The sequence below is a fragment of the Shewanella colwelliana ATCC 39565 genome, from assembly GCF_000518705.1.
GTDB classification, from domain to species: domain Bacteria; phylum Pseudomonadota; class Gammaproteobacteria; order Enterobacterales; family Shewanellaceae; genus Shewanella; species Shewanella colwelliana.
Genome location: NZ_JAEC01000005.1, coordinates 274,677 through 296,766, shown reverse-complemented (window position 1 = coordinate 296,766; position 22,090 = coordinate 274,677). Strand labels below are relative to the sequence as shown.

Below are 22,090 nucleotides of genomic sequence, written 5' to 3'. Positions count from 1 at the left end.
CCAGCGATATACCGCCATTCGGTCATTATTGAGGTGGTGATTACCGAGTAAGCGGTCAATGCGTTTGATACAGTGCTTAGGCGCCACATTACCAGAGATGTTACGGCCTAGCTGGGTCAAAGAGAGTTGATCACAATCTAGTAATGATTTAGTGGCAACCATAAGAGAATTAAGACGTTTTTTGTGGATGGAAGAGCATTGATTGCTAAGAGAGTCATGTAGTATTGTAATGTCGCGCATGGTGTTGTTCTAGTTTGTTTTTGGCGAAATTGATTAGATCAAACAGCACCATGCGTGTCTACTAATTGATTATAAAAGGAATTATCTGGGGGGTTCCCTAGAAAGGTGCGTTATGTTTTACCCACACATGGAGAGTCGAATGAAAAAAATCAGTTCTATCTTGCTAATCCTAAGCTTAATGGGATGCCATACAACACCGACAAAAGTAGAGCATGTATTCGCTTCCGAAACGATTGAGATCAAGGCGGATGAGTTGGCGAATTATTGGGTTCCCAAGACCACAAAAGTTAAGATGCTAAAGAAACGACCCACTTGGTTGCCAGAAGGTAGAGGTGAGTGGACTGTTTTAACAGTTATAGATTCCAACGGGAGGGTAGTCGAAAAGACTTTAATAAGCTCTATTCCAAAAGGGTTTATGACACAAAGTCAAGTTGATGATATGCCTAAATCAGAATTCAAACCATCAGTTACAAATAAAAATAGAGTACCTGTAAAATTCTATGGAACTGGCAAAGTGGCGCCTAGGCACGAGCTTTAAAATATAAGGCATTAACTGTGGGACAGCTAACAGTTTGCTCGGTTCCGCTTCGCTGCACACTTTAGCCAAACTATTAATCAGCCCCTTATGCGGGCGTTAATATTCCCAAGGATGGAGTCATTGATGGTCTACTTTTTTATAGCTGTTTTATTATTAGCAATCTACTTTTCGGCTAGAACATCTTATATGGCCTATAAAAGTGATTTGCTCGAACAAAGCCAAGTCAATTGGATTATTGCGGTTTCCTGGCTAGTACCATTTTTAGGCGCTCTTCTAATTAGTACACTGCTGAAATCTGAACTCAGTAGCCGAGAGGAAGCAGTAAAATCCACATGGGATTGGATTTTTTGGTTTAATCCGCAAGACCAGCCCAATGTTTTTTCGTCTGAAGATGTTAGCCAAATTGGTTCGTCAGTTGGTGATGGCGACCATTAACAAGCGGCTAAATTCAGATTCAGCAAGGCTGTCATACCATTTGCTGGGCAAATCGTCCGCCAGCACTCGGCACACTTAGTCGCTGGACGTTATGTTTTTAAAAGATAAAAGGGTCGGGTGAATTGGGTTCTTTGATAAAATGGCATGAGCGAATGAGTCTTCTTAGCGTAATCTACGTTACTTTTACCAATCTAACTTTGGCATGCTAGGGTCAAATCGATGCGAGTGATAACTCATGGAACATACGACAGAAACCTTTCATGCCGTGGATCTGTTTTGGCCATCATTAGTTCAGAAATCACGGTATAAGCAATAAAAAAGTCGCCAAGGGCGACTTTTTTGCGAGTACGGCCAGCTAATTGATTACAGGTTAGGCTCTTCGCTGTAATCGACGCGATGATACTCAAGACAGGCATCGACCTCATTGGCAGAGCCTAAGATAACCGCGACACGTTGATGAATGTCGGTTGGCGCGATATCCATGATGGCCTCATAGCCTGTAGATGCTTTACCGCCAGCTTGCTCAACCAAGAAAGACATTGGGTTGGCTTCATACATCAAACGGAGCTTGTAAGGCTTCTCTGGGTTCTTGTTGTCGGTTGGGTAGGTAAACAAACCACCACGAGACAGCACACGGTGCACATCGCCTACCATGGCTGCAATCCAGCGCATGTTGAATGATTTTTCTCTTGGACCAATTTTACCTAGCAGCAGATCGCTAATGTAGGTTTGCATTGGCGCTTCCCAGAAGCGCTGATTTGACATATTGATGGCAAATTCGCTCGTGTCTTTGCTAATAGACATAGCTTCACAGGTGAGTAAATACTCATTGGTATCAGGGTTTAGGGTGAACAGTTGCACTCCTTTACCAGTGGTTAATGCCAACATGGTTGAAGGGCCATAAAGCACATAGCCTGCTGCAACTTGGTTGCGACCCGCTTGCAGAAAACTTTTTTCGCTTAATTCACCGCTTGGTGCAGGTAGCACTGAGAAGATGGTGCCCACTAACGAGTTGATATCGATATTTGATGAGCCATCAAGTGGATCGAAGCAGACTAAGAAATCCCCGCTCTGGCCCACTTCAACAATATAGTCTTCCTCTTCTGACGCTAGGCCACGAACTGTCGAGTCGGCTTTAAGGGCATCTTTAAGCATGTCATTGGTGATCACATCAAGTTTCTTCTGTGTTTCACCTTGGACATTCTCTTGTTCGGTTGCACCGAGTACACCAGCTAATGCGCCATGACGAACGGCGTGGCTAATGGCTTTTGAGGTGTCAGCTAGGGTGTGAATAAGCTGAGATAAGGGGGCTTCAATCCCTTGTGAACTGAGGTTTTGCGCCAGAGTTTGCATGTTATTTCCTATGACATATGGAGCTAGGCTCACATTTGGAGGTCGGATCTTAAGTTTATTTTGTAATTATGGGGGCGATTCTACCGCAGATTAATCATTTTTTCAGCGGCTATTTGCAAAGCAGCTCATTGTGTTGGGGTATTGCCATAGTGTTTTTGTTTTGTTGTATTTTCAGGCACAATGCTTCGGCCTGATCTTTATGAGGTCAATCAAATTTGTTTTATATCCAGGACATAATAATGACTAAAAAATGGATAAGTTCAGCCCTTATGGCGGTGCCTATGCTTTTATCTCAATCTGCAATTGCTGCAAAATCAGATCTCCAACAACCCACTGGCGGCACAACGCCGTTAACCATTGAACGTCTCTATGCTTCGCCTGCATTGGCGGGTAGTAGCCCTCGCGGCTTAAAGCTGTCGCCTGATGGTCAGCGGGTGACCTATTTGGCTGGGCGTAGTGAAGATCAACATCTTTATGACCTATGGCAGATGAATGTTGCTACGGGTGAGCAAGCTATATTACTTAATGCCGATCAGCTGAAAAGCGATGAGCTGTCAGATGAGGAGAAGGCAAGGCGTGAGCGTCAACGTATCTATGGTCAGGGGATCATGGAATACTTTTGGTCTGACGATAGCCAGGCACTGCTTATTCCTGCATCTGGTGCACTCTATTACTACGCCGTGGCCACTCAAAAAGTGGAGCTTTTACCAACAGGAGAGGGTTTTACGACCGATGCTAAATTGTCACCCAAAGGCAATTTCGTCTCGTTTGTGCGTGAGCAAAACCTCTATGTATTAAATCTAAAAACGAAGACGTTAACGGCCTTAACTCATGACGGCGGCGGAGCCATTAAAAACGGCATGGCTGAGTTTGTGGCGCAAGAAGAGATGGACCGCATGACGGGGTATTGGTGGGCGCCTGATGAGTCGTCCATCGCATTTACTCGTATTGATGAGTCTGGTGTCGAGCAGGTTACTCGCAATGAAATTTACGCCGATGGGATTAAACTTACTGAGCAGCGTTATCCCTATGCAGGCAAAAACAATGTCACCATTGAGCTTGGAGTGGTTAACATTAGCGACCAAGCGGTTAAATGGGTCGATATTGGTCAAGAGAAAGATATCTATCTGCCGCGGGTTAAATGGTTGCCTGACAGTAAGCAGCTCTCATTTCAATGGCAAAGCCGCGACCAGCAAACTTTGGATTTACGCATTGCCGATTTACGAAGTAATGACTCACCACAAATCGTGATTAAAGAGCAAAGCCAAGCATGGGTGAATCTTAATAATGATCTCTATTTCTTAAAAAAGCAGCCGCAACTTATTTGGGCGTCCGAGCGGGACGGTTTCAATCATCTCTACCTATTTGATCTGCAAGGTCGCCTTATTAAGCAACTGACTAAAGGGGATTGGGCGGTCGATGAGGTGGCCTATATCGATGAAAAAGCGGGCTGGGTGTATTTCACTGGTCGCAAAGCTAGCATCATTGAAAAGCACCTTTTTAGAGTACCAATAAAAGGCGGGAAAATTGAGCAGATAAGCCAGCGCAGCGGAATGCATGCGCCTGTTTTTGCTGACAACCAAGCCATCTATCTGGACTATTTCAATAGCCTCGCACAGCCACCACAGATCAGTTTACATAGCAGCGAAGGCAAGCATTTGGCATGGGTAGAGCAAAATAAAGTTGATAAGACTCATCCACTGCATCCCTTTTTTGGTCTTTGGCAACTGCCTGAGTTTGGACAGATAAAAGCTGAAGATGGCCAAGCACTGCAATATCGTCTGTTTAAACCTACAGCATTTGATGCCACTAAAAAGTACCCCGTTGTGGTGCGAGTCTATGGGGGGCCTCACGCCCAACTTGTGGTTAATAGTTGGAGCGAGCATGACTATTTTACCCAGTACCTATTGCAGCAAGGTTTTGTGGTTTTTCAGCTGGATAACCGTGGTTCTGCTCACCGAGGCACAAAGTTTGAGCATGTGATCTATAAGCGTTTAGGCGAGGTGGAGGTCAACGATCAAAAAGCGGGTGTCGATTATCTGCGTAGCCTAGATTATGTCGATGGCGACAATATTGCTATCTACGGTCATAGCTATGGCGGTTACATGGCATTAATGAGTCTATTCAAAGCACCTACTCACTTTAAAGCGGCAATATCAGGGGCACCTGTAAGCGATTGGTCGCTTTATGATACTCATTACACTGAGCGTTATTTGTCACATCCTGAGACGAATGCTAAAGGCTATGAAGCCAGTAGCGTATTGCCTTATGTGAAAGGTTATCAATCGGGTCTGTTAATGTACCACGGTATGGCAGATGACAACGTGTTGTTTGAAAACAGTACTCGTGTGTATAAGGCGCTTCAAGATGAGGGCAAGCTGTTTCAGATGATTGACTATCCTGGCTCTAAGCACTCAATGCGCGGCGAGAAGGTGCGTACTCACTTATATCGTTCATTGGCCGACTTCTTGGAGAAACAGCTAAAACAGTAAGGTTAAGTGCTTAACCTTACCTGTATTAAGTCAGAGGTCCTGTTGCTTGAGATAAGCTGCAGGGCTTTTTTCTTGTTGGGATTGTGGTTAATGACTAAAGTGAAGCGAGAATGCCTTATGGCTCCAATATTGGCATAGAGAATAACCTTTTAAGCTAGGTTTCTAGCGATTTACAAATCAACATCAAAGGCCCATCCATCATTTGGGGCTTAATTAACTTCGCATCATGGCAACAACTGGCTGATAATGCGAAGCCATGTAAGTAGTCAGCGAGTAAATCTAGACTATCTTTTTTTGTTTTCTCATCGAGTGCTAAAGGCGCAATTATGCATCGATAACGCTCAATAAATATTTGGGCTGGTCCCTGGGATGTCATCCTGAGCATGATTTGTAGTAATCCGTCGTATTCGCACAGTAATTCAATATAGCTGACGCATAAGCGTCTTAACTCGCTTTGCCAATCAGGGTCTTCTTGGGGTTGATAGACTTCGGCTACGAGCGAAGAGGTGAGGGCCTCTAGCAATGCATTCTTGTTTTTGAAATAGTGATAGATTGCCATTGGATCTACGTTTAATTCCGTTGCCAATGAACGGATACTTGGTGTTTTACTATCTCTTTTCATCAAATACTTAGCTGCTTCTAGTATGCTTTGCGCACTTAACTGCGACTGTTTTCTAATAGGTCGTCCACGTTTCTTTTCATTGACAGTCATTTGAGCTCCCGATAAACTCGCCATTAATTCTACGGTGTAGAATTAATTTAAACCATATTTTAGTTTGGATCAATCACCATCAACTTGACGAGGGACTTATGGCAAACATCGTATTTATTGCAACCAGCCTAGACGGATATATCGCTGATAAGCGAGGCCAACTCGACTGGCTACATTCTGTACCTAATCCAAACAATGTTGATACGGGATTCATCGCTTTGATGGAGAGAGTTGACGGCTTAATAATGGGGCGGAATACCTTAGATATGGTACTGAGTTTTGACTGTGACTGGCCTTACACTAAGCCAGTGTTCGTGTTAAGTAACACTATGACCAAAGTACCTAAAGATTATGAAGACAAAGTTTTTTTAGTCAAAGGTAAGCTGATTGATATTATCGCCGATTTGAATGCAAAAGGATTCAATGAGCTATACATTGACGGTGGAGTGACGATTCAAAACTTCCTTAAAGAAGATCTGATCGATGAAATGGTTATTACTCGTTTCCCTATATTACTGGGTGGTGGAGCCCCCTTATTTGGTGAACTTGCAAGCCCTTTGAGTTTTTATGTGATTAAGAATGAAGTGGTATTAGATACCTTGGTTCAAACGACTTATCATCGACAGAGAGCATAGAGACTTTTTTTGATGGTAAGTGAATGGTTTAAAGGTCTACTCGGTTAATATGCCTCCCGCTGGTTAGGTTTAAGCTGGGCTTCAATCACAAAGCCAATACAACACCGTAATGCAGGTACAAAAACCTAAAGCTGCCCATGTTTGGATTTTGTCATAAGTGTGCCATACACAATTAATCTCATACTCCCTTTGGTGGGTACTGAGGATAAGTCTCTATGAGCGTCAGTCTATATCCAAATCCCCTCTCTGGCCTTCCCTGGCCACCGGGGATAAGTATATCCCTATAAAAAAAGCCAGTCGTTAGACTGGCTTTTCAAATCGAATCACATTTGCGCTAGCTGGATGTGATTTATGCTTCTTCTAGGTTACCGCAAAAACGATAGCCTTCACCGTGGATTGTGGCAATGATTTCTGGCGTATCTGGTAAGCTTTCGAAGTGCTTACGGATACGACGAATGATCACATCTACAGTACGGTCATGCGGCTTGAGCTCACGACCAGTCATCTTCATTAGCAAGTCTGCACGAGTCAGAATCTTACCTGGGTTTTCAACGAAGTGAAGCATTGCACGGAATTCACTGCGTGGTAACTTGTATGACTCACCTTGTGGGCTGACCAATGAACGGCTGTTAATCTCTAAGCTCCAGCCATTAAAGCGGTAGTATTCTACAGCGCTCTTCTCTTCAGCTTCTGTACCTGTGCTGTTAACACGAGTCAGTAGGTTACGAGCACGGATGGTCAATTCACGTGGGTTGAATGGTTTAGTGATGTAGTCATCTGCACCAATTTCAAGTCCAAGAATTTTGTCGACTTCGTTGTCACGGCCAGTCAGGAAGATTAGGCCAATGTTATTGATTTCGCGAAGTTCACGGGCTAACAAAAGACCATTTTTGCCAGGAAGATTTATGTCCATAACAACGAGGTTTATCTTGTTTTCCTGCATGGCTTTATGCATTTCTGCGCCATCATTGGCTTCAGTTACCACATATCCTTCAGCCTCGAAAATACTTCTTAGCGTGTTCCGGGTAACGGCTTCATCTTCAACGATCAGAATGTGCGGGTTTTGCATATTTAATTACCTAATATTTGTTTAAATCTGTTCTAACCATGAGCGCGTATGTTGGCTGCGCCCTAACTTGTCGTGCTGACAATTACTGATTCACGTAGGTGCTTTCATAAATCTGGCCTGAAACAGCAACACACTTCATGATTAGTAAAGTATGCGTATCTCTATAAAAGAAAACGCGAACTGTATCCACTTCGATTAACAATAGTAGGAAATAGTTCCTTTAACTATCGATTATTTTCAAGTTTAAATGTCACAGCAGCCATAGCTCACATTATATACAGGAAATTGACTAACTTTTAATTACAGTGTCAGCGACAAGGTGTAACAAAAAGTATTTCATCGTTAGATGAGTGGAAGTGAATCAACAAGCTTATTGTACTCGTTTTAGGCATTTGTTAACAAATGAAATGTTAACAAAATTACTGGGAGATATGACGCAGGTCACACGTTGCGAGTTAACCTGTTGATTTTTAAGGCATGAATTAAAGTTAATTAAGTGACGTGGCTCACACCTCTAGGAAGAGGGGCTGAGTTTGCTATAATCATTGGAATCTAATTTAGGGATATTTTAGTAATGAGTGATTCAAATCGTGATCTTTGGTACTGCTACCAACAAACCCAGTTTCTTCTTACTCAAGCTTTTTCTCCCACGTTATCCTTTGCGATCATTACGGCTCACAATCCAATGGGACAGATACTGACCTCCTGTCAAAATCGACTACTCGACAAACAGCTTCAACTCGAAATTGATAAGCTACATCAACCCTATCGTGCTGTGGTGGGCACCTCTGTTGCCGGCGATCATATGGAAAAAAGCTGGGCTGTGCCTATTGATAAGGTTGCTGCCATAGAACTTGGCAAGTTGTTTAATCAAAATGCCATCTATTTTGTTGAGGCCGGCCACCTCCAATTAGTACCCTGTTTACTGGACTATCCTGAACAGGCTTTAGGTGTATTTGAGGCTCGTGTTTGTCTAGTTAGCGAGCTGCCTGATATTTACTCTTGAGATACGCTTAATCGCGTGAAAAGTGTATTTTGAATGAAAGTTAGTCATAACGAGAAATTAGCGTTGACTTAATAGACAGATATTTGTTAATTTTCATCCATCTTGACCTATAGGGACAAGATACAGAAGAGGAGCGTTAACTAGGTAGTAAGCTTGAGGAGTCCAAACTCCAATGATGGCTTGCGAGGGAGATTAACGCCGAGATAGGCAGATGTTTGGTTCATCTTACTATCGGTCGCTTGGGCTGAATCCCAACGATTGTCACCTGTTTTTTGGTGGAGAGCTTCTGGTGGTGATCGCTGTTTCCCTTCTTTGGGGTGCGTAATCTTTGCACCAGGCTCTTCGAACGAAGTTAGTTCGGAGCGTAATCATGTTTATCATTTCTTTCGTTGTTTCTCACTCTTCTTATCAAAGAGAGGTGAGCTAATGTCTACTATTGTTGCTAAGTTTGGTGGAACCTCTGTTGCCGATTATCAGGCGATGAGTCGTTGTGCCGATATTATTTTGGCTAACCCTAATACGCGAGTGGTCGTTGTCAGTGCCTCAAGTGGCGTGACTAACTTGTTGGTCGAGCTGACGCAAGATGGCCTAGATGATGCTCGTCGTCAGCAGTTGCTTAAAGATATCGCCTCTATTCAATATAAGATCCTTGATGAGCTAGGTCGGCCCAATGATGTTGCCGCTCGACTCGATAACCTTCTTAGCCGTATTGCCGTGCTCAGTGAATCCTTGAGCCAAGAGCGCAGTAAAGCCACCATGGATGAGCTACTGGCTCAGGGCGAGCAGTGTTCATCGGCCTTATTTGCTGCAGTATTAAGAGAGAAGGGGGAAGTAGCATCGGCTTTTGATGTTCGCCAAGTGATGCGTACAGACAGCCACTTTGGCCGTGCAGAACCGAAAATTGAGCAGATTGCTACTTTGTGTCGCCTCCATTTAGCGCCGCTGCTTTCGACACAGCGTATTGTAACTCAAGGCTTTATCGGTGCCGATGAACAAGGTGCCACGACAACCTTAGGCCGTGGGGGGGAGCGATTATTCAGCTGCACTGCTGGCAGAAGCACTTAAGGCGTCTGCTGTTGAGATCTGGACTGATGTTGCGGGTATCTATACCACGGATCCTCGCCTTGCGCCCAATGCGCAGCCTATTGCAGAAATCAGCTTCAACGAAGCAGCGGAGATGGCGACATTTGGTGCCAAAGTCTTGCACCCAGCCACCATTCTCCCCGCAGTAAGACAGAAGATTCAGGTCTTTGTGGGATCCAGTAAAGAACCTGAACGTGGCGGCACCTGGATTCGTCATCAGGTTAGTGATGAGCCAATCTATAGAGCCGTTGCGGTGCGCCGCGATCAAACTTTGTTAAATCTACATAGTTTGCAGATGCTGCATGCTCAGGGTTTTTTGGCTGAAACCTTTGCGACCCTAGCACGTCACAAGATTAGTGTGGATTTGATCACTACATCTGAGGTAAACGTATCACTCACCTTAGATAAAACCGGCTCAGACTCCGCAGGTAATAGTTTGTTAAGTGAATCCTTGCTGCAAGAGTTGTCTCAACATTGCCGCGTGCGGGTGGAAGATGAGCTGGCTTTGGTTGCCATTGTCGGTAATAAGATTGCGTCGACGCCAGGCGTGTGCCGCCGGGTATTTGAGGTACTCGAACCCCACAATGTTCGCATGATCTGCCAAGGTGCGAGTCCACACAACTTGTGTGTTTTAGTGGCTGAATCCGAAGCGGCACAGGTGGTACGGTCGCTGCATGAAAATCTATTTGAAGGTGCATGATGAAACCGAGTCGAACCTCTCTTAAGATTGGTGAGTTGGCGACAGGGCAAGATCTTGAACTGCCGATTTTTCAGTTCGAGCCCGCACATATAACGGCGCCAAGTGTCTACATTCAGGCGAATGTGCACGGCGCAGAGGTGCAGGGTAATGCCGTTATCTATCAGCTTATGCAACTGCTGGAAAACTGTGAACTGCGGGGCAAGGTGACCTTGGTACCCTTGGCTAATCCTCTTGGAATAAACCAAAAGAGCGGCGAGTTTACTCTTGGTCGGTTTGACCCTATCACTGGGGTCAACTGGAATCGTGAATATTTTGACCATAAAGTCGATGTCGCTGCTTGGTACGCCAAGCACAGTCATTTGGCGGATGGTGAGTTGATTCAAGCTTACCGAGCTATGTTGGTTGAGCGTTGCCAAATTCGTCTTCAGAGTGAGTGGGGAGTGACAACGGGACAACAGCAAGCAGTGATGTTACAACGAATGGGGCACGAGGCTGATATCGTGCTGGACCTGCATACGGGTCCTAAAGCCTGCAAGCATCTGTATTGCCCCGAGTATGATGCTGAAGCTGCAACACTGTTTTCAATCCCCTATACCCTGCTGATCCCCAATGATTTTGGTGGTGCCATGGACGAATCTGTGTTTTGTCCATGGTGGCAGCTGAGTGAATATGTTGGGGAGCAGGGGCGCGAACTGACTGTCCCAGTGTCTGCGTTCACGTTAGAGCTAGGCAGCCAAGAGTGTATTGATCTTGATGATGCGTTGGTCGATGCCAAAGGGATAATGGCTTACCTTAGCCATCGTGGCGTAGTCGCCGATACTGTCCCTGCTGCGCCGATGCAACGCTTTGCCTGTTATTTGAAAGACTACAAGAAGTTTCATTCTCCTATGGGGGGGATGGTGGAGTATTTGGCTAAAGTGGGGCAGCCGTTAGCGGCAGGAGAGCCGTTGGCAAATATCTTGCGACTGGATCAGTATGGGAGTAGCAAAGTGCTTACACCGCTGCATTTATCCCAAGATTGCGTGCCGATTCTGCATTTTGCTTCAGCATCTGTCTATCAAGGCACTGAACTTTATAAAGTGATGACAAATGTGTTTGTAATGACTAACAACGAGTGACAGCGTTAACTTTTGCTATTGTTACAAGACATCGCGAAGCAAATAAAAAGGGAGCCAATTGGCTCCCTTTTTTGCTTATTGATTAGGTTTACTTGCGGCGACGGAACGCTGCAAATGGAACCATTAGTAGTGCTAACCAACCAAGTGAACCACCACCTGAAGATTTCACTTCTTTAGCACTCACTGCGATGGTTGCAGTACCCGCTTCACTTTCTACGCGTCCATCAGATGCAACAACTGAGAAAGTCAGAGTGTTGTTACCTGTAGGAGCTGTGAACTTAATCTCAGCACCGCCGTTAGCAAATGATACTGGCGTACCACCTGTTTGAGTCCAAGTGTAAGTTAGCTCATCACCGTCAGCATCTTTACCGTTAGCTTTTGCTGTGACAACGAAGCCTTCAGTACTTGTCATGCCTGTAGGAGATACAGTTGGTACCGTGTTGTTGATTTCAACAGTAACCGTTGCAGACTCTGAGCGATTACCCATGGTATCAATGGCTACAACTTCAGCGACTAGTGATTCACTTTGTTGATTGATTACCGCAGTATCGCTTAGCTTAACAGTACCGTCTTTCTCGATAACCAACATGTTGCTGTTGCTGTTAAGAACGATGAACTCAGAGAATGGGCTAGTTAGCATATCTGGGTCGGTAGCCATCAGCTTACCAAGCTCAGTGCCTGCTTCAGCGCCTTTATCGACAGATAGCATAGTATCTTCGATAGTTGGTGCTGAGTTGCCTTCATCTGTGGTGTTTGCAGTGATTGACATAGAACCATTTTCAGATAGGAACATGTAACCCATTGCGTCGCGACCAACTGTGCTGGTTAGGAACGCGCTTTCACCAGGTGCAAGCTCAGTTACTTCTGCGCCATCTTCGTCAACAAGTTGTGCACTGGTACCAGAACCGTCTAGCATCAATGTTGCGACGACTTCATCACCAGTACCGGTTGAAACCGGTGCCCAATCAGCTTCTTCTACACGGTAGCGAACAGTAACATCGTTACCTAAATCAGCTGCGGTGAGATCCATATCTTCAAAACACGCTTTAATCGTTACAAAGTCATTACCAGTAACGTGGAAAGCTGGTTCTAAAGTACCTCTAGCTGTACCGTACGTCTTAACGAAGCCGTAGATAGCGCGTGGATATGCATCATTGAACCACTGCAGGTTTACAGTTGTTGCAGTGTAATCCCAAACACCATCGTTATCGGTGTCAAAATCAACGTTGTAGCTTGCTACAAGTGGGTGAATAATCGGATCGCGCATCTGGAAAGTGTTGTAGATAGCGATACCTTCATCACATGTGCTACTACCTAGTAGCTCACTTGACGCATTCACTAGGTCGTGACGTAGATCCATATCTATTGGGCTAGTTGCAGTCAATGGTGCTGCAAATGGCTCTGAGATGGCAATCGCGCCAGAGTTAGTAAAGGTACGAACGATACCCTCTTCGGTCACTTCAGTCGAAACTGATGCGCCAGCGGTTGCTTTTGGTAGAATGTGGTATACCACATGAAGCGCACTGTCTTCGCCATCCATAAATTTAATTGCACCGTCATACTCTGACAACGTAAGTGCAGTTGATGCGTCTGATGCAGAACCATCTAGCTCATAAGAAGAGGTTAATGTCCACTCAGGTAACTTAGTTGGGTCGATAGTTACCGTGACATCGAAATCAGCCGTTTGACCGGCTTGAACCGTTACTGACTCAGGTAGTTCAAAACTAACTGCTTCAGACTTCATATCGTTTTCAAAACGTTGTTTAGCCGCTAGCGTGTAAGTTTTCTCCTCGTTAGAGAAGTTCTTAACGGTTACCGTTTTCGTCATAGAAACAACTTTATCTGTTGCTACTAGACCAAAAGCAAGGGCTGCTTGCTGAGTGTCTTTATTCCAAGCGATAACAGGAAGATTGACTGCTTTTTCCACATCAACAAGGCCCGCACCGATATAACTGATTGGTGCAAGTTCTGCGTCAGGGTTAAGACCTTTTGGATCTAGCGTAACGTCTAGGTTCGCTGAGTTCATCATGGTCGCTTTAATCTCTAGCGCATTACGTTCAGGTAGTGCTTCGCGAACGATGCTCATTGCGCCTGCTGTAATTGGGCTTGAGAAAGAAGTACCGCTAATTGGAGATAGTTGATCGCCACCACCTGGGTATGCAGTTAGAATCGCTGTTCCTGGCGCTGTGATCTCTGGTTTAAGAGTGCCTGCAATAGATGGACCGCGTGAAGTGAAGGTCGCGATAGCACCAGCTGTAGTTACTTCAACAGAGGTTACGCTGTATTCAACTGGACCGTCGACTAGACCCGCTTTAATAGCATCGCCATCTTCTTTAGAAATCATTACTGAAGGGATAGTGACCTTTGGATCTGCACCACCCATATTAAAGGCACCATCATCTGGCTTGTTGTTAGCCACGATAACAAATGAAGCACCCTTAGTTTGCGCATTCAGTACTTTCTGGGTGAATGCACAGGCACCACGGTCGATAATTACCGCTTTACCGGTGAAATCAACATCATCAGCAAATGCAGCACAACCATCTTGGTTTGCTGTTGGGTAGACTAATGGTGCCTTAGTGTGATCGAAAGCAAATTCGTTGCTAGTGTTAAAACCTGCACCAAATGTTTCGACAGTTTCACCAGCAAATGCTGAGTCAACTTTACCGACTTTAGTTGTTGGATGCGTCATCGCACCGACAGAAAGGGCGTTATTTGAGGTACTTGGACCACCAACAACAAATGGTGTTGGGCCATCGTTACCTGCAGAGATTGCAAGGTTAACGCCAAGCTCTACCATTTCATCGATCAGCTCTTGAACTGCTCCGCCCTCAGAATCACCGAAATCTCCACCTAGAGACATGTTGACGGTATCAACGCGATCGCTGATGTCGCCATCGTTGTTTGGATCCATTGCGGCTTCTAACGCGAGTAGCTGAGCAAGACCTGGACAACCAGAGTTACAGACAGAGTAAACAAATAGTTCAACATCAGGCGCGACACCGACTACTGAGTGGCTTACATGGGTACCATGATTAGTGTTTACGTCGATTGGGTTTGGATCGTTGTTGATGAAATCCCAACCGCCAACGATTTTGCCTTGTGGCCAATCTGGCATGTCAGCTTTTGCGGCAACTGCTGCATCATAGTCAGCAACATCACCGCTACCGCCAAGTGCTTTATGAGTGTAATCAACACCCGTATCAAGTACTGCTACACGTTGACCTTTACCTGATGCAACGCCAGCTTCGATAACGGCTTTAGCTTTAATGTACTCAGCGCTGTCATCAACGTGCAGTTCATAATCATAAATTGGAAGAATATCGGCAACATCTGGGTTAGCCAGCAGTGCTGCTAATGCATATTTATCAGCTTCAACGACAACTGAGCTAACCAATTTAGAAGTGGTTGCTAAAACTTTAACGTTAGCATCCATTGCGCGCAAACTAGATTGAACACGAGCTTGAGCACTTTCAATGCTGCTCATTGCTGCAGCTTGGTTAAAACCTGCAACACGACTCTGTTGAGATACTGATTGAGTCTTTAGCTTAAGCATCCAAGCTACAGGAGTTTTAGCTTGAGATTCAGCACTCTTTGCAACTTGAAGACCTTGATATTCGTCGTTAGTCTGGTTGGTTGTGTTGTATTTTTCTACGGTACCGGCGTAAGAGGCCGATGAGATCAGCGCAGCTGATATGGCTAGTGATAATTTTGTTTTCACAACTTCTTCCTTGTCAATTAAATGTGCCTCGATGGGTCGAAGCACAATTGGTATCGCTGTAACTTTGGTTATAGAACTATTGTTATTTTGTTGCCCCTTTGTTGGGGTGGTGTTCTTTTTAACACAAAAGATTGCCAAAGTTAAAGTGGATAGATAAAAAAGTTGTAGATGCAATTCTATTAGATGATTTATCTGGTGGGTTATAGCATATAAAAAATATGACTAAGGTTTGACCGCCCGTACTATCGGGTTTTGTAAACTTATCAGTGTTTCGGTTGATTGTATTTCGTCAATAGATTGAATTCTGTTAATCAATACGTGTTGCAATCCGTCGATAGATTGGCACATTACCTTTACAAAAATACTGTAGTTCCCGGTGGTGTAGTAGGCTTCAGTGACCTCTTCGAGCGCGTTCAACTTAGCGATGGCTGCTGGGTAGTCGCCTGCACTTTTCAGGTTGATGCCGATAAAACAGCAAACGTCATACCCTAGCGCTTTGGGGTTAACGGTGATTTGTGCACCAGTAATAATGCCGGCTTGTTTCATCTTTTCGACACGCACATGAATTGTGCCTGCGCTGACGCCAAACCGCTTGGCTAGTTCGGCAAAGGGAGTTCTTGCCTCTTCCATCAATGCAGAAAGAATTTGATTGTCTAGTTGGTCGCGCTGAAATGACGTATCCATTAAGAAATACCGATTTAGATTAATATTATTAAGTAATTTACGGTATTTTTTAGGAAATGGGTAACTTTTAGTGTCAATGATCATGGCGGGGGACACAGTTTCATCGCACATGTTTTAGCTAAAGTCTGGATTGCGTCAAAAGCTACCTATATTGCGTAACCCCACCCTTTGTTTATGTTAATGCCCATCATTGCTGCGGGGTAATATCTGTGAAAGGAATTTCTGTAGAAAAAGTCATCGACTCGCCACTGTAAGGGTGCTTTATTGTTAGCGATTGGGCGTGCAGTAATAGACGTGCTGCTAGGCGTTTAGCGAGCGGGTCCGCATAGAAGTTATCACCAAGGATAGGATGACCAAGTGCCATCATATGAACCCGCAGTTGATGAGAGCGACCTGTGATCGGGGTGAGTTTAACTAAACTGGAACGCTTGGCCCGGCTGATCACTTCAAAATGGGTCGTCGACGATTTACCGATTTTGTGGTCAACTTTTTGTTTCGGACGATTTGGCCAGTCGCAGATAAGAGGCAAGTCAACGGTGCCCATTGTTTGCTTTACGTAGCCAGCAACGCGGGCGTAGTAGGTTTTTTTCGTTTCGCGCTCACGAAACTGTCGTTTTAATTCACGCTCTGCACTGCGACGCAGCGCCACAACGATGATGCCAGAGGTGGCCATATCGAGTCGATGAACAATCTGTGCGTTTGGGTGATCAGCTAAGACTCTGGCATAGACACTGTCGTGGTAAGCCGCCTTGCGACCTGGAACCGACAATAACCCTGAGGGTTTATTCACCACCAATATATCTTTGTCTTGATAAACTATATCTAGCCAAGGGGTTGTCGGTGGCGCGTATACAAAATCACTCATAATTTACTCAGCATCATAAAAGCGGCTGCAAAGATACTCTTTAGCGGTCTATGTTGGCAAGTATAGTTTGGTTGCGCTGCCTGGTTAGGCTGTCAGAATCCGTTGCCGTTAATGTGCATGATGGCGAAGGTCCATACAACAAAGGCTAGCGCTACGTGAATGAAAGCGTAGACACCTTGGTCGAGTCGCTCCATTCCTCTTGCCTGCCAGATTAATTGGCCATGAAGTAGAATGATCAACGGGAACAGCATAAATAGCGGGTAAAAACCGATTGGACTGCCATCGCCAAACAGCGCTCTAGAGAGGAGTGACCACAGTACCATAAAGGCCGTGATCAGAGGCGGGGCCGCCAATCTATACTGTTCAGGGTAGGGGAACATCTTAATATCCTTATTTGCTATGAAGACTAACCTATCTGCGTGGTTTTTTAGCGATCATCTGTGCTTTAAAACAGGGTACTAATTCACAGCCTACATTACCTTCAAAATAGTGCAATGGTTCAAATTGATTGAACCGATTGAGCAGTTCGTTAGCCGTTAGTAAAAAATCGGGGTTTTTAGGGCGGCCAACTGTTGCTTGGGTTGTGGTAAAGGTTTCATAGATTAATAGCCCCCCGGGTTTTATCGCTTGGGCTATTTGGCCAAACAGCGGGCGATGCAAGTAATTAAACACCAAAACCATATCAAACTGCGCCGTGGGTAGATGCTGCTGCCCATCGTTTTCGAGGTTTTGTGATCTTGCGTGACAGTTTTGTGGGAGCGATGGCAGACGGCTAATATCCTGATCGATAAAAGTGACCTTAGCGCCTTGCTCTGCAAACCATAAACCGTTACGGCCACTGCCACAGGCCAGATCTAGAACATCTGTGGAAGGAGAAGTATGCAGCAGCCTTTTATGATCCAGTAACAGTGTTGATACGTTAGCCTTTAATCTCTTTTTTTCCATCAATGCGTTTTCCGTGAATAACAGAGAAATGTCTTAATCCCGCAGGGCCGTGCGAGACAACCACGGACAAGAGAACAATGGTAATAAGCAGTTCAGGCTTATAGTTGGCTAAGGGAATAAAGAGCGCCAGCAGTCCAATTTTAACCATGGTTAAAACTCCCTTTAATTGAATTAACCAACGCCAATCTCTAACGACTTCCCAAGCCATGAGCAAAGAGCCTGTTGTCATAGCGGTGTACCAATATATACTCCAGTCTGCTTTCGCTACGCCCAGCAGTATGCCACCACCTGCGCCTGTTATCCCCAGTATATGAAGGGCTCTAAGACTGGTTTTGCTTAGTCGTTGTAGCCAAAACTTGGCTTCTGAAATCTCTTTATTGCTCATACTCAAGGGAGGATGTGACGATATTTGTTGTCAGCTTATCAGGATATGTAAAGAAAGCACGTGTCAGTCTAACAAACTTAAGTTTTTCGTGACCTGGATTATGATCTCTACTTTTTAAACGCGTACCATTTCACTGTCTGACTTAACGTATTGATTCATTTATTCGTGTTCATCGCTTAGCTATAATGATGGAAAGCTTTATCAAGACATCATTAATCGAGTCAAGTCGCACATGTTGCGCACGTTCGTCGTGGCGATGAATATATGTGTCATCTTGTGATAATCCGCAGCAGTGGTCTTAAGTGTTGAGGCCAATGCTAAGTAATTAGGAAGAGAAAATGAAAATAGGTTTTTTTAGCGCCAAGCACTACGACATGGAACACTTTAATCGCACTAATCAAGCTTTTGGTGCGCACATTGAGTATTTTGATTATCGCTTATGTATGCAGTCGGTGAAACTGGCTTTTGGCTATGAAGTTATCTGTGCCTTTGTTAACGACTCATTATGCGAAGAGGTGTTGGTTGAGTTGGCGAAAAACGGCACCAAAATTATCGCAATGCGTTGTGCTGGTTTTAACAATGTGGATTTAGTTGCAGCAAAACGCCTTGGGCTAAAAGTGGTCAATGTTCCTGCGTATTCGCCAGAGTCTGTGGCAGAGCATACCGTTGCCTTAATGCTAACCCTTAACCGCAAAGTACATAAAGCCTATCAACGTACTCGCGACGCTAACTTCTCTTTAGAAGGTTTGGTCGGTTTTAATATGTTTGGCCGCACCGTGGGGGTTATCGGTACAGGTAAAATCGGGGTCGCAACCATTAAAGTCCTGTTAGGATTTGGTTGTAAAGTGGTGGCCTATGATCCGTATCCTAATCAAGCGGTAATCGATCTTGGTGTCAACTATCTTACGCTCGATGAGCTCTATCCTATATGTGACATTATTAGCTTACACTGCCCGTTGACCCCTGAAAATCATCATCTGTTGAGTCAAGATAGCTTTGCTAAAATGAAGTCTGGTGTGATGGTGATTAACACCAGTCGTGGTGGTTTACTAAATGCTTTTGATGCCATGGAAGCATTGAAAACGGGTCAGTTAGGATCGCTAGGCCTTGATGTTTACGAAAACGAAAAAGAACTCTTTTTTGAAGATAAATCTAATGAGATTATTCAAGACGATGTGTTTAGACGTTTATCCGCTTGTCACAATGTGATTTTTACCGGTCATCAAGCGTTTTTAACCGAAGAGGCGTTAGGGGCTATTGCTCACACTAGCTTGAGTAATGTGAAGCAACTGCTCGCGGGTGAAGCTTGCCCTAATGAACTGTTTTAACGCCAAGTAAACTGCCCGTCCTTTTTACCTGACAAATAGGCCCTAGGCTGATAAGTTATCGATAAACTTATTCGCCTGAGGGCCAGCTTATGATGATAAAACAGGACGTTTGTGACATTGATACCCCGACAGGGACGATGAGGTGTTACCTCTACCGCCCTGATGCCGAAGGGCAGTTTTCGACCATCATTTTTTATTCAGAAATTTTCCAGCAAACAGCACCCATTGCTCGCGCCGCAGCGATGCTTGCAGGCCATGGTTTTGTGGTATTGGTGCCTGAGGTGTTTCACGAACTCAATCCCATTGGCACTGTGCTGGCCTACGACGATGCTGGCAAGGATAAAGGTAATGAGGATAAGTTTACTAAGTATTTGGAACATCATGATAGTGATACGCAAGCTTTAGTTGAGTTTGCCCATCGTCAAGCCTTCTGCACCAGCCATGTTGGCGCCATGGGCGTGTGCATTGGCGGACACCTTGCCTATAGAGCAGCACTTAATAGCGATGTTGTCGGTGCATTTTGTCTTTACCCAACCGATATACATTCAAATACCTTGCCTTGTAACGATGGCAACGACTCCCTGAGCCGTACCGCAGATATTCAAGGTGAGTTAATGCTGATCTTTGGTAAGCAAGATCCGCATGTATCTGGTGAGGGACGTAAAGTTATTTACGATAAGCTGAGTGAAACTGGCCGCTTGTTTAGTTGGCAAGAAGTTAATGGGCAGCATGCGTTTATGCGTGATGAGGGTGATAGATATGACCCTGCTCTAGCGTTGCAGATGTACCAGCAGGCGGTGGCGTTTTTTCACCGCGTGTTACGCTAGCAACGATTAACGGCAGATACCAGAACGGCGAACTCAAGGTTCGCCGTTTTATTTGAATTAGCGTAATGATTTGATAGTTTTTTTTACATGTGATGCAGTGCTGACGAGCTTATGCCGAGAGCGAAAAAGCGCTTATCTTCGCCTCTGAAGCGCTCGCAGAGTAGCCTGATCTTTATACTATTAAGTGCTCGTTTTGTTAGAGCCATTTTCGTTTTCTAAACAGCAACAGCAGAGCTATGGTGATGGTGATCATCACGCCCCAGACGATAAAGTAACCATTATGGTGTTTAAGCTCAGGTATAAACTCAAAGTTCATACCATAGATGCCTGCAATAAATGTCAGTGGCACAAAAATCGCGGTGATAATAGTAAGCACTTTCATGATGTTATTGAGTCGGTGAGCACTAATCGAGATATAACCGTCGATTAAATCACTGGAGACCTGATAGAAAAGATCAGCTAAGCTCGCGGCCCGGTGTTGATGTTCGCAAACATCGTTAATTTCATGAGCGAGCTGTTCATCGAAGGGAAGAGAGGGCTCGTCTCGCAGGCTATTAAAGAGTTCAACATGATAGTGGAAATTACGCCGTAACCGAGTAAGGTCGGTTTTGTAGAGCACGACTTCTGCTAAAATTTTATCATCTGCGGTGGTCAGCATGATGGATTCAAGTTCCTCCAAGCGACTCTCAAGATCAAATAAAATTTTATGGTAACGTTTCACGACAAAACGGCTTATTTTCAGGCTAAGGGCTCCTGTACCTAGCTTCATCGATAGGTTACCCGCCATGACTTCGTTCATTGTGCGCTCAATACTTAATGAACGCGCGCTGTGACGAGTAATTATAAAGCGTTTGCCAACAAACAGCGCCAATAGAATATTGTCACAATTAATCGATTCAGAACTCGCTGACAAACCACGTAACAATAAGAAGGTATGATCTTCAAAGGCTTCGATTTTTGGTGGATGTCTATCTCGTGAGGCATCTTGCAGTGCCAGCGGGTGTAAGCCAAAATCAGCCTGTAACATCTGCTGCAATGCGGGGGTTAATTCACCATCTATATTTAGCCACAAAATGGCATCATGGCTCTGTTTCCACGCCTTAATATTGGCCTCGTCGCCACTGAGAAGGCTGTCATCATGTGGTTGATAAAGCAGCGTTGTTAGCATGTTTGCCTCTTAGCTATCTATAAACGGTAACTTGGAATAAGCAATATTGTTCAATCCCATGTTTGTTTCGACTAATCTGTAGGCCATTTAGCCTTATTATCAATAGTTTTACTTAATTAACAGCTTAGTCGCTTTGTTGTTGGGTGTGATCTTTTTGATCGGGTAGGCTAAGGGCTTGCGCTGGCTTACCTTTTAACTTTAATACGCCTTTTTGTAGCATCAAATTGTTTGGGTAGGTAATGATGACTTTGTCATCACGCTCGATAAGAATGTGAAACAAACTGATTTCGGTGATTATTCCGCTAATATCTTCATCCTTATCGACCACTTTTATCTTATCGCCGATACGATAAGGGAATACAAAGAAGATAAGGATCCCCGCTGTAATATTACTCAGTATCGACCATTGTGCGACTAAGGCTACACCGAGAACGGCAAATATTGATGAGATAAATAAGGAAACTTGCTGATATTCAACACCTAAAGTCACAATCATTAAGCACGCGACAGAGACAAAAAGCAGATAGGTAATATATTGTGTGACCAGTTTAGAGCGTGTTTCTGACACTTGTTTCAGCCGAGAGAGGCGTTGTACCCAGTTTTTTACCAAGCGTTGTAATACGACAAAAAGCACGATGTAAAACAAGATGGTAAACAGAGTTTGTGTCATAAGAGCATGGTTCTATATTAGAGGTAACAGAGAAATACATCATAACCGTGTGGCATGCAATGGTTTTAACTCTGTTACCTAAGGCGAGTGCGGAGACTTGCCGACATGACTAATCT

Annotated in this window: 19 protein-coding genes, 2 pseudogenes and 1 riboswitch; of the genes and pseudogenes, 9 read left to right on the top strand and 12 right to left on the bottom strand. The window is 44.6% G+C overall.

Features of this window, described 5'->3' with window-relative positions; translation table 11 throughout:
* Positions 1 to 240: pseudogene (locus L876_RS0103270) on the bottom strand (IS4 family transposase); the annotation flags it as partial.
* 139 nt (positions 241 to 379) lie between these two features.
* Here L876_RS0103270 and L876_RS0103265 point away from each other — a divergent pair.
* Both L876_RS0103265 and L876_RS0103260 read left to right on the top strand, forming a co-directional pair.
* On the top strand, positions 380 to 778 hold the full coding sequence (locus L876_RS0103265; RefSeq protein ID WP_028762486.1) for a hypothetical protein: 399 nt from the start codon (positions 380 to 382) through the stop codon (positions 776 to 778).
* 123 nt (positions 779 to 901) lie between these two features.
* Positions 902 to 1,213 (top strand): hypothetical protein, encoded by a 312-nt coding sequence (locus L876_RS0103260; protein ID WP_028762485.1) that lies wholly within the window; start codon positions 902 to 904, stop codon positions 1,211 to 1,213.
* Between the two features lie 363 nt (positions 1,214 to 1,576).
* Here L876_RS0103260 and L876_RS0103255 read toward each other — a convergent pair whose 3' ends face one another.
* Positions 1,577 to 2,566, bottom strand: coding sequence for a class 1 fructose-bisphosphatase (locus tag L876_RS0103255; protein WP_028762484.1), 990 nt, complete (start codon positions 2,564 to 2,566; stop codon positions 1,577 to 1,579).
* 239 nt (positions 2,567 to 2,805) lie between these two features.
* Between L876_RS0103255 and L876_RS0103250 the strand changes: the two genes are divergently transcribed.
* Positions 2,806 to 5,058: a S9 family peptidase gene (locus L876_RS0103250; RefSeq protein WP_028762483.1), complete on the top strand. Its 2,253-nt coding sequence runs from the start codon at positions 2,806 to 2,808 to the stop codon at positions 5,056 to 5,058.
* Positions 5,059 to 5,212: 154 nt separating this feature from the next.
* Here L876_RS0103250 and L876_RS0103245 read toward each other — a convergent pair whose 3' ends face one another.
* Positions 5,213 to 5,770 carry a TetR/AcrR family transcriptional regulator gene (locus tag L876_RS0103245; RefSeq protein ID WP_028762482.1) on the bottom strand — a complete coding sequence of 186 codons (558 nt, stop codon included), beginning with the start codon at positions 5,768 to 5,770 and terminating at the stop codon, positions 5,213 to 5,215.
* A 98-nt stretch (positions 5,771 to 5,868) separates the two neighbouring features.
* Here L876_RS0103245 and L876_RS0103240 point away from each other — a divergent pair, with 98 nt between their 5' ends.
* Entirely contained in the window at positions 5,869 to 6,405 is a 537-nt protein-coding gene (locus tag L876_RS0103240) for a dihydrofolate reductase family protein (protein WP_028762481.1), read from the top strand.
* 349 nt (positions 6,406 to 6,754) lie between these two features.
* Here L876_RS0103240 and arcA read toward each other — a convergent pair whose 3' ends face one another.
* Positions 6,755 to 7,474 carry a two-component system response regulator ArcA gene (gene arcA, locus L876_RS0103235; RefSeq protein ID WP_028762480.1) on the bottom strand — a complete coding sequence of 240 codons (720 nt, stop codon included), beginning with the start codon at positions 7,472 to 7,474 and terminating at the stop codon, positions 6,755 to 6,757.
* A 574-nt stretch (positions 7,475 to 8,048) separates the two neighbouring features.
* Between arcA and L876_RS0103230 the strand changes: the two genes are divergently transcribed.
* The 3 genes and pseudogenes from L876_RS0103230 (at position 8,049) to L876_RS0103220 (ending at position 11,381) form a co-directional block, all read left to right on the top strand.
* On the top strand, positions 8,049 to 8,480 hold the full coding sequence (locus L876_RS0103230; RefSeq protein ID WP_028762479.1) for a DUF3293 domain-containing protein: 432 nt from the start codon (positions 8,049 to 8,051) through the stop codon (positions 8,478 to 8,480).
* Positions 8,481 to 8,598: 118 nt separating this feature from the next.
* A riboswitch (Lysine riboswitch) is annotated at positions 8,599 to 8,774 on the top strand.
* A gap of 132 nt (positions 8,775 to 8,906) precedes the next feature.
* Positions 8,907 to 10,263: pseudogene (lysC, locus tag L876_RS20975) on the top strand (lysine-sensitive aspartokinase 3).
* Positions 10,263 to 11,381, top strand: a complete 1,119-nt coding sequence (locus tag L876_RS0103220; RefSeq protein WP_028762478.1) for a succinylglutamate desuccinylase/aspartoacylase family protein — start codon at positions 10,263 to 10,265, stop codon at positions 11,379 to 11,381. Before lysC ends, L876_RS0103220 begins: the two are co-directional and overlap by 1 nt.
* Positions 11,382 to 11,469: 88 nt before the next feature.
* Here the strand turns inward: L876_RS0103220 and L876_RS0103215 are convergent, their stop codons facing one another.
* From L876_RS0103215 to L876_RS0103190, 6 genes are all read right to left on the bottom strand, one after another.
* A complete protein-coding gene (locus L876_RS0103215; RefSeq protein ID WP_028762477.1) occupies positions 11,470 to 15,102 on the bottom strand; it encodes a S8 family serine peptidase in 3,633 nt (1,210 codons plus the stop codon).
* Positions 15,103 to 15,324: 222 nt separating this feature from the next.
* Positions 15,325 to 15,786 (bottom strand): transcriptional regulator AsnC, encoded by a 462-nt coding sequence (gene asnC, locus L876_RS0103210; RefSeq protein ID WP_028762476.1) that lies wholly within the window; start codon positions 15,784 to 15,786, stop codon positions 15,325 to 15,327.
* A 187-nt stretch (positions 15,787 to 15,973) separates the two neighbouring features.
* A complete protein-coding gene (gene rluA, locus L876_RS0103205) occupies positions 15,974 to 16,651 on the bottom strand; it encodes a bifunctional tRNA pseudouridine(32) synthase/23S rRNA pseudouridine(746) synthase RluA (RefSeq protein ID WP_028762475.1) in 678 nt (225 codons plus the stop codon).
* Positions 16,652 to 16,743: 92 nt separating this feature from the next.
* Positions 16,744 to 17,031: a hypothetical protein gene (locus L876_RS0103200; protein ID WP_028762474.1), complete on the bottom strand. Its 288-nt coding sequence runs from the start codon at positions 17,029 to 17,031 to the stop codon at positions 16,744 to 16,746.
* Between the two features lie 31 nt (positions 17,032 to 17,062).
* Positions 17,063 to 17,596 carry a class I SAM-dependent methyltransferase gene (locus tag L876_RS0103195; protein ID WP_028762473.1) on the bottom strand — a complete coding sequence of 178 codons (534 nt, stop codon included), beginning with the start codon at positions 17,594 to 17,596 and terminating at the stop codon, positions 17,063 to 17,065.
* On the bottom strand, positions 17,571 to 17,981 hold the full coding sequence (locus L876_RS0103190) for a hypothetical protein (RefSeq protein ID WP_028762472.1): 411 nt from the start codon (positions 17,979 to 17,981) through the stop codon (positions 17,571 to 17,573). The genes L876_RS0103195 and L876_RS0103190 overlap by 26 nt, the downstream gene beginning before the upstream one ends.
* A gap of 338 nt (positions 17,982 to 18,319) precedes the next feature.
* Between L876_RS0103190 and L876_RS0103185 the strand changes: the two genes are divergently transcribed.
* Together L876_RS0103185 and L876_RS0103180 are read left to right on the top strand one after the other, a co-directional pair.
* Positions 18,320 to 19,309 (top strand): 2-hydroxyacid dehydrogenase, encoded by a 990-nt coding sequence (locus L876_RS0103185; RefSeq protein ID WP_028762471.1) that lies wholly within the window; start codon positions 18,320 to 18,322, stop codon positions 19,307 to 19,309.
* Between the two features lie 89 nt (positions 19,310 to 19,398).
* Complete coding sequence (locus L876_RS0103180; protein WP_028762470.1) at positions 19,399 to 20,136, top strand: dienelactone hydrolase family protein; 738 nt, start codon at positions 19,399 to 19,401, stop codon at positions 20,134 to 20,136.
* Positions 20,137 to 20,332: 196 nt separating this feature from the next.
* On the opposite strand, the gene L876_RS0103175 is transcribed toward L876_RS0103180, so the two are convergent.
* Positions 20,333 to 21,304 (bottom strand): magnesium transporter CorA family protein, encoded by a 972-nt coding sequence (locus L876_RS0103175; RefSeq protein WP_028762469.1) that lies wholly within the window; start codon positions 21,302 to 21,304, stop codon positions 20,333 to 20,335.
* 124 nt (positions 21,305 to 21,428) lie between these two features.
* Complete coding sequence (locus L876_RS0103170; RefSeq protein WP_028762468.1) at positions 21,429 to 21,974, bottom strand: mechanosensitive ion channel family protein; 546 nt, start codon at positions 21,972 to 21,974, stop codon at positions 21,429 to 21,431.
* Between the last annotated feature and the right edge of the window lie 116 nt (positions 21,975 to 22,090).

Coding starts and splice junctions, on each gene's coding strand:
- L876_RS0103265 (WP_028762486.1), top strand. CDS start 380: ATGAAAAAAATCAGTTCTATCTTGCTAATCCTAAGCTTAATGGGATGC.
- L876_RS0103260 (WP_028762485.1), top strand. CDS start 902: ATGGTCTACTTTTTTATAGCTGTTTTATTATTAGCAATCTACTTTTCG.
- L876_RS0103255 (WP_028762484.1), bottom strand. CDS start 2,566: ATGCAAACTCTGGCGCAAAACCTCAGTTCACAAGGGATTGAAGCCCCC.
- L876_RS0103250 (WP_028762483.1), top strand. CDS start 2,806: ATGACTAAAAAATGGATAAGTTCAGCCCTTATGGCGGTGCCTATGCTT.
- L876_RS0103245 (WP_028762482.1), bottom strand. CDS start 5,770: ATGACTGTCAATGAAAAGAAACGTGGACGACCTATTAGAAAACAGTCG.
- L876_RS0103240 (WP_028762481.1), top strand. CDS start 5,869: ATGGCAAACATCGTATTTATTGCAACCAGCCTAGACGGATATATCGCT.
- arcA (WP_028762480.1), bottom strand. CDS start 7,474: ATGCAAAACCCGCACATTCTGATCGTTGAAGATGAAGCCGTTACCCGG.
- L876_RS0103230 (WP_028762479.1), top strand. CDS start 8,049: ATGAGTGATTCAAATCGTGATCTTTGGTACTGCTACCAACAAACCCAG.
- L876_RS0103220 (WP_028762478.1), top strand. CDS start 10,263: ATGAAACCGAGTCGAACCTCTCTTAAGATTGGTGAGTTGGCGACAGGG.
- asnC (WP_028762476.1), bottom strand. CDS start 15,786: ATGGATACGTCATTTCAGCGCGACCAACTAGACAATCAAATTCTTTCT.
- rluA (WP_028762475.1), bottom strand. CDS start 16,651: ATGAGTGATTTTGTATACGCGCCACCGACAACCCCTTGGCTAGATATA.
- L876_RS0103200 (WP_028762474.1), bottom strand. CDS start 17,031: ATGTTCCCCTACCCTGAACAGTATAGATTGGCGGCCCCGCCTCTGATC.
- L876_RS0103195 (WP_028762473.1), bottom strand. CDS start 17,596: ATGGAAAAAAAGAGATTAAAGGCTAACGTATCAACACTGTTACTGGAT.
- L876_RS0103190 (WP_028762472.1), bottom strand. CDS start 17,981: ATGAGCAATAAAGAGATTTCAGAAGCCAAGTTTTGGCTACAACGACTA.
- L876_RS0103185 (WP_028762471.1), top strand. CDS start 18,320: ATGAAAATAGGTTTTTTTAGCGCCAAGCACTACGACATGGAACACTTT.
- L876_RS0103180 (WP_028762470.1), top strand. CDS start 19,399: ATGATGATAAAACAGGACGTTTGTGACATTGATACCCCGACAGGGACG.
- L876_RS0103175 (WP_028762469.1), bottom strand. CDS start 21,304: ATGCTAACAACGCTGCTTTATCAACCACATGATGACAGCCTTCTCAGT.
- L876_RS0103170 (WP_028762468.1), bottom strand. CDS start 21,974: ATGACACAAACTCTGTTTACCATCTTGTTTTACATCGTGCTTTTTGTC.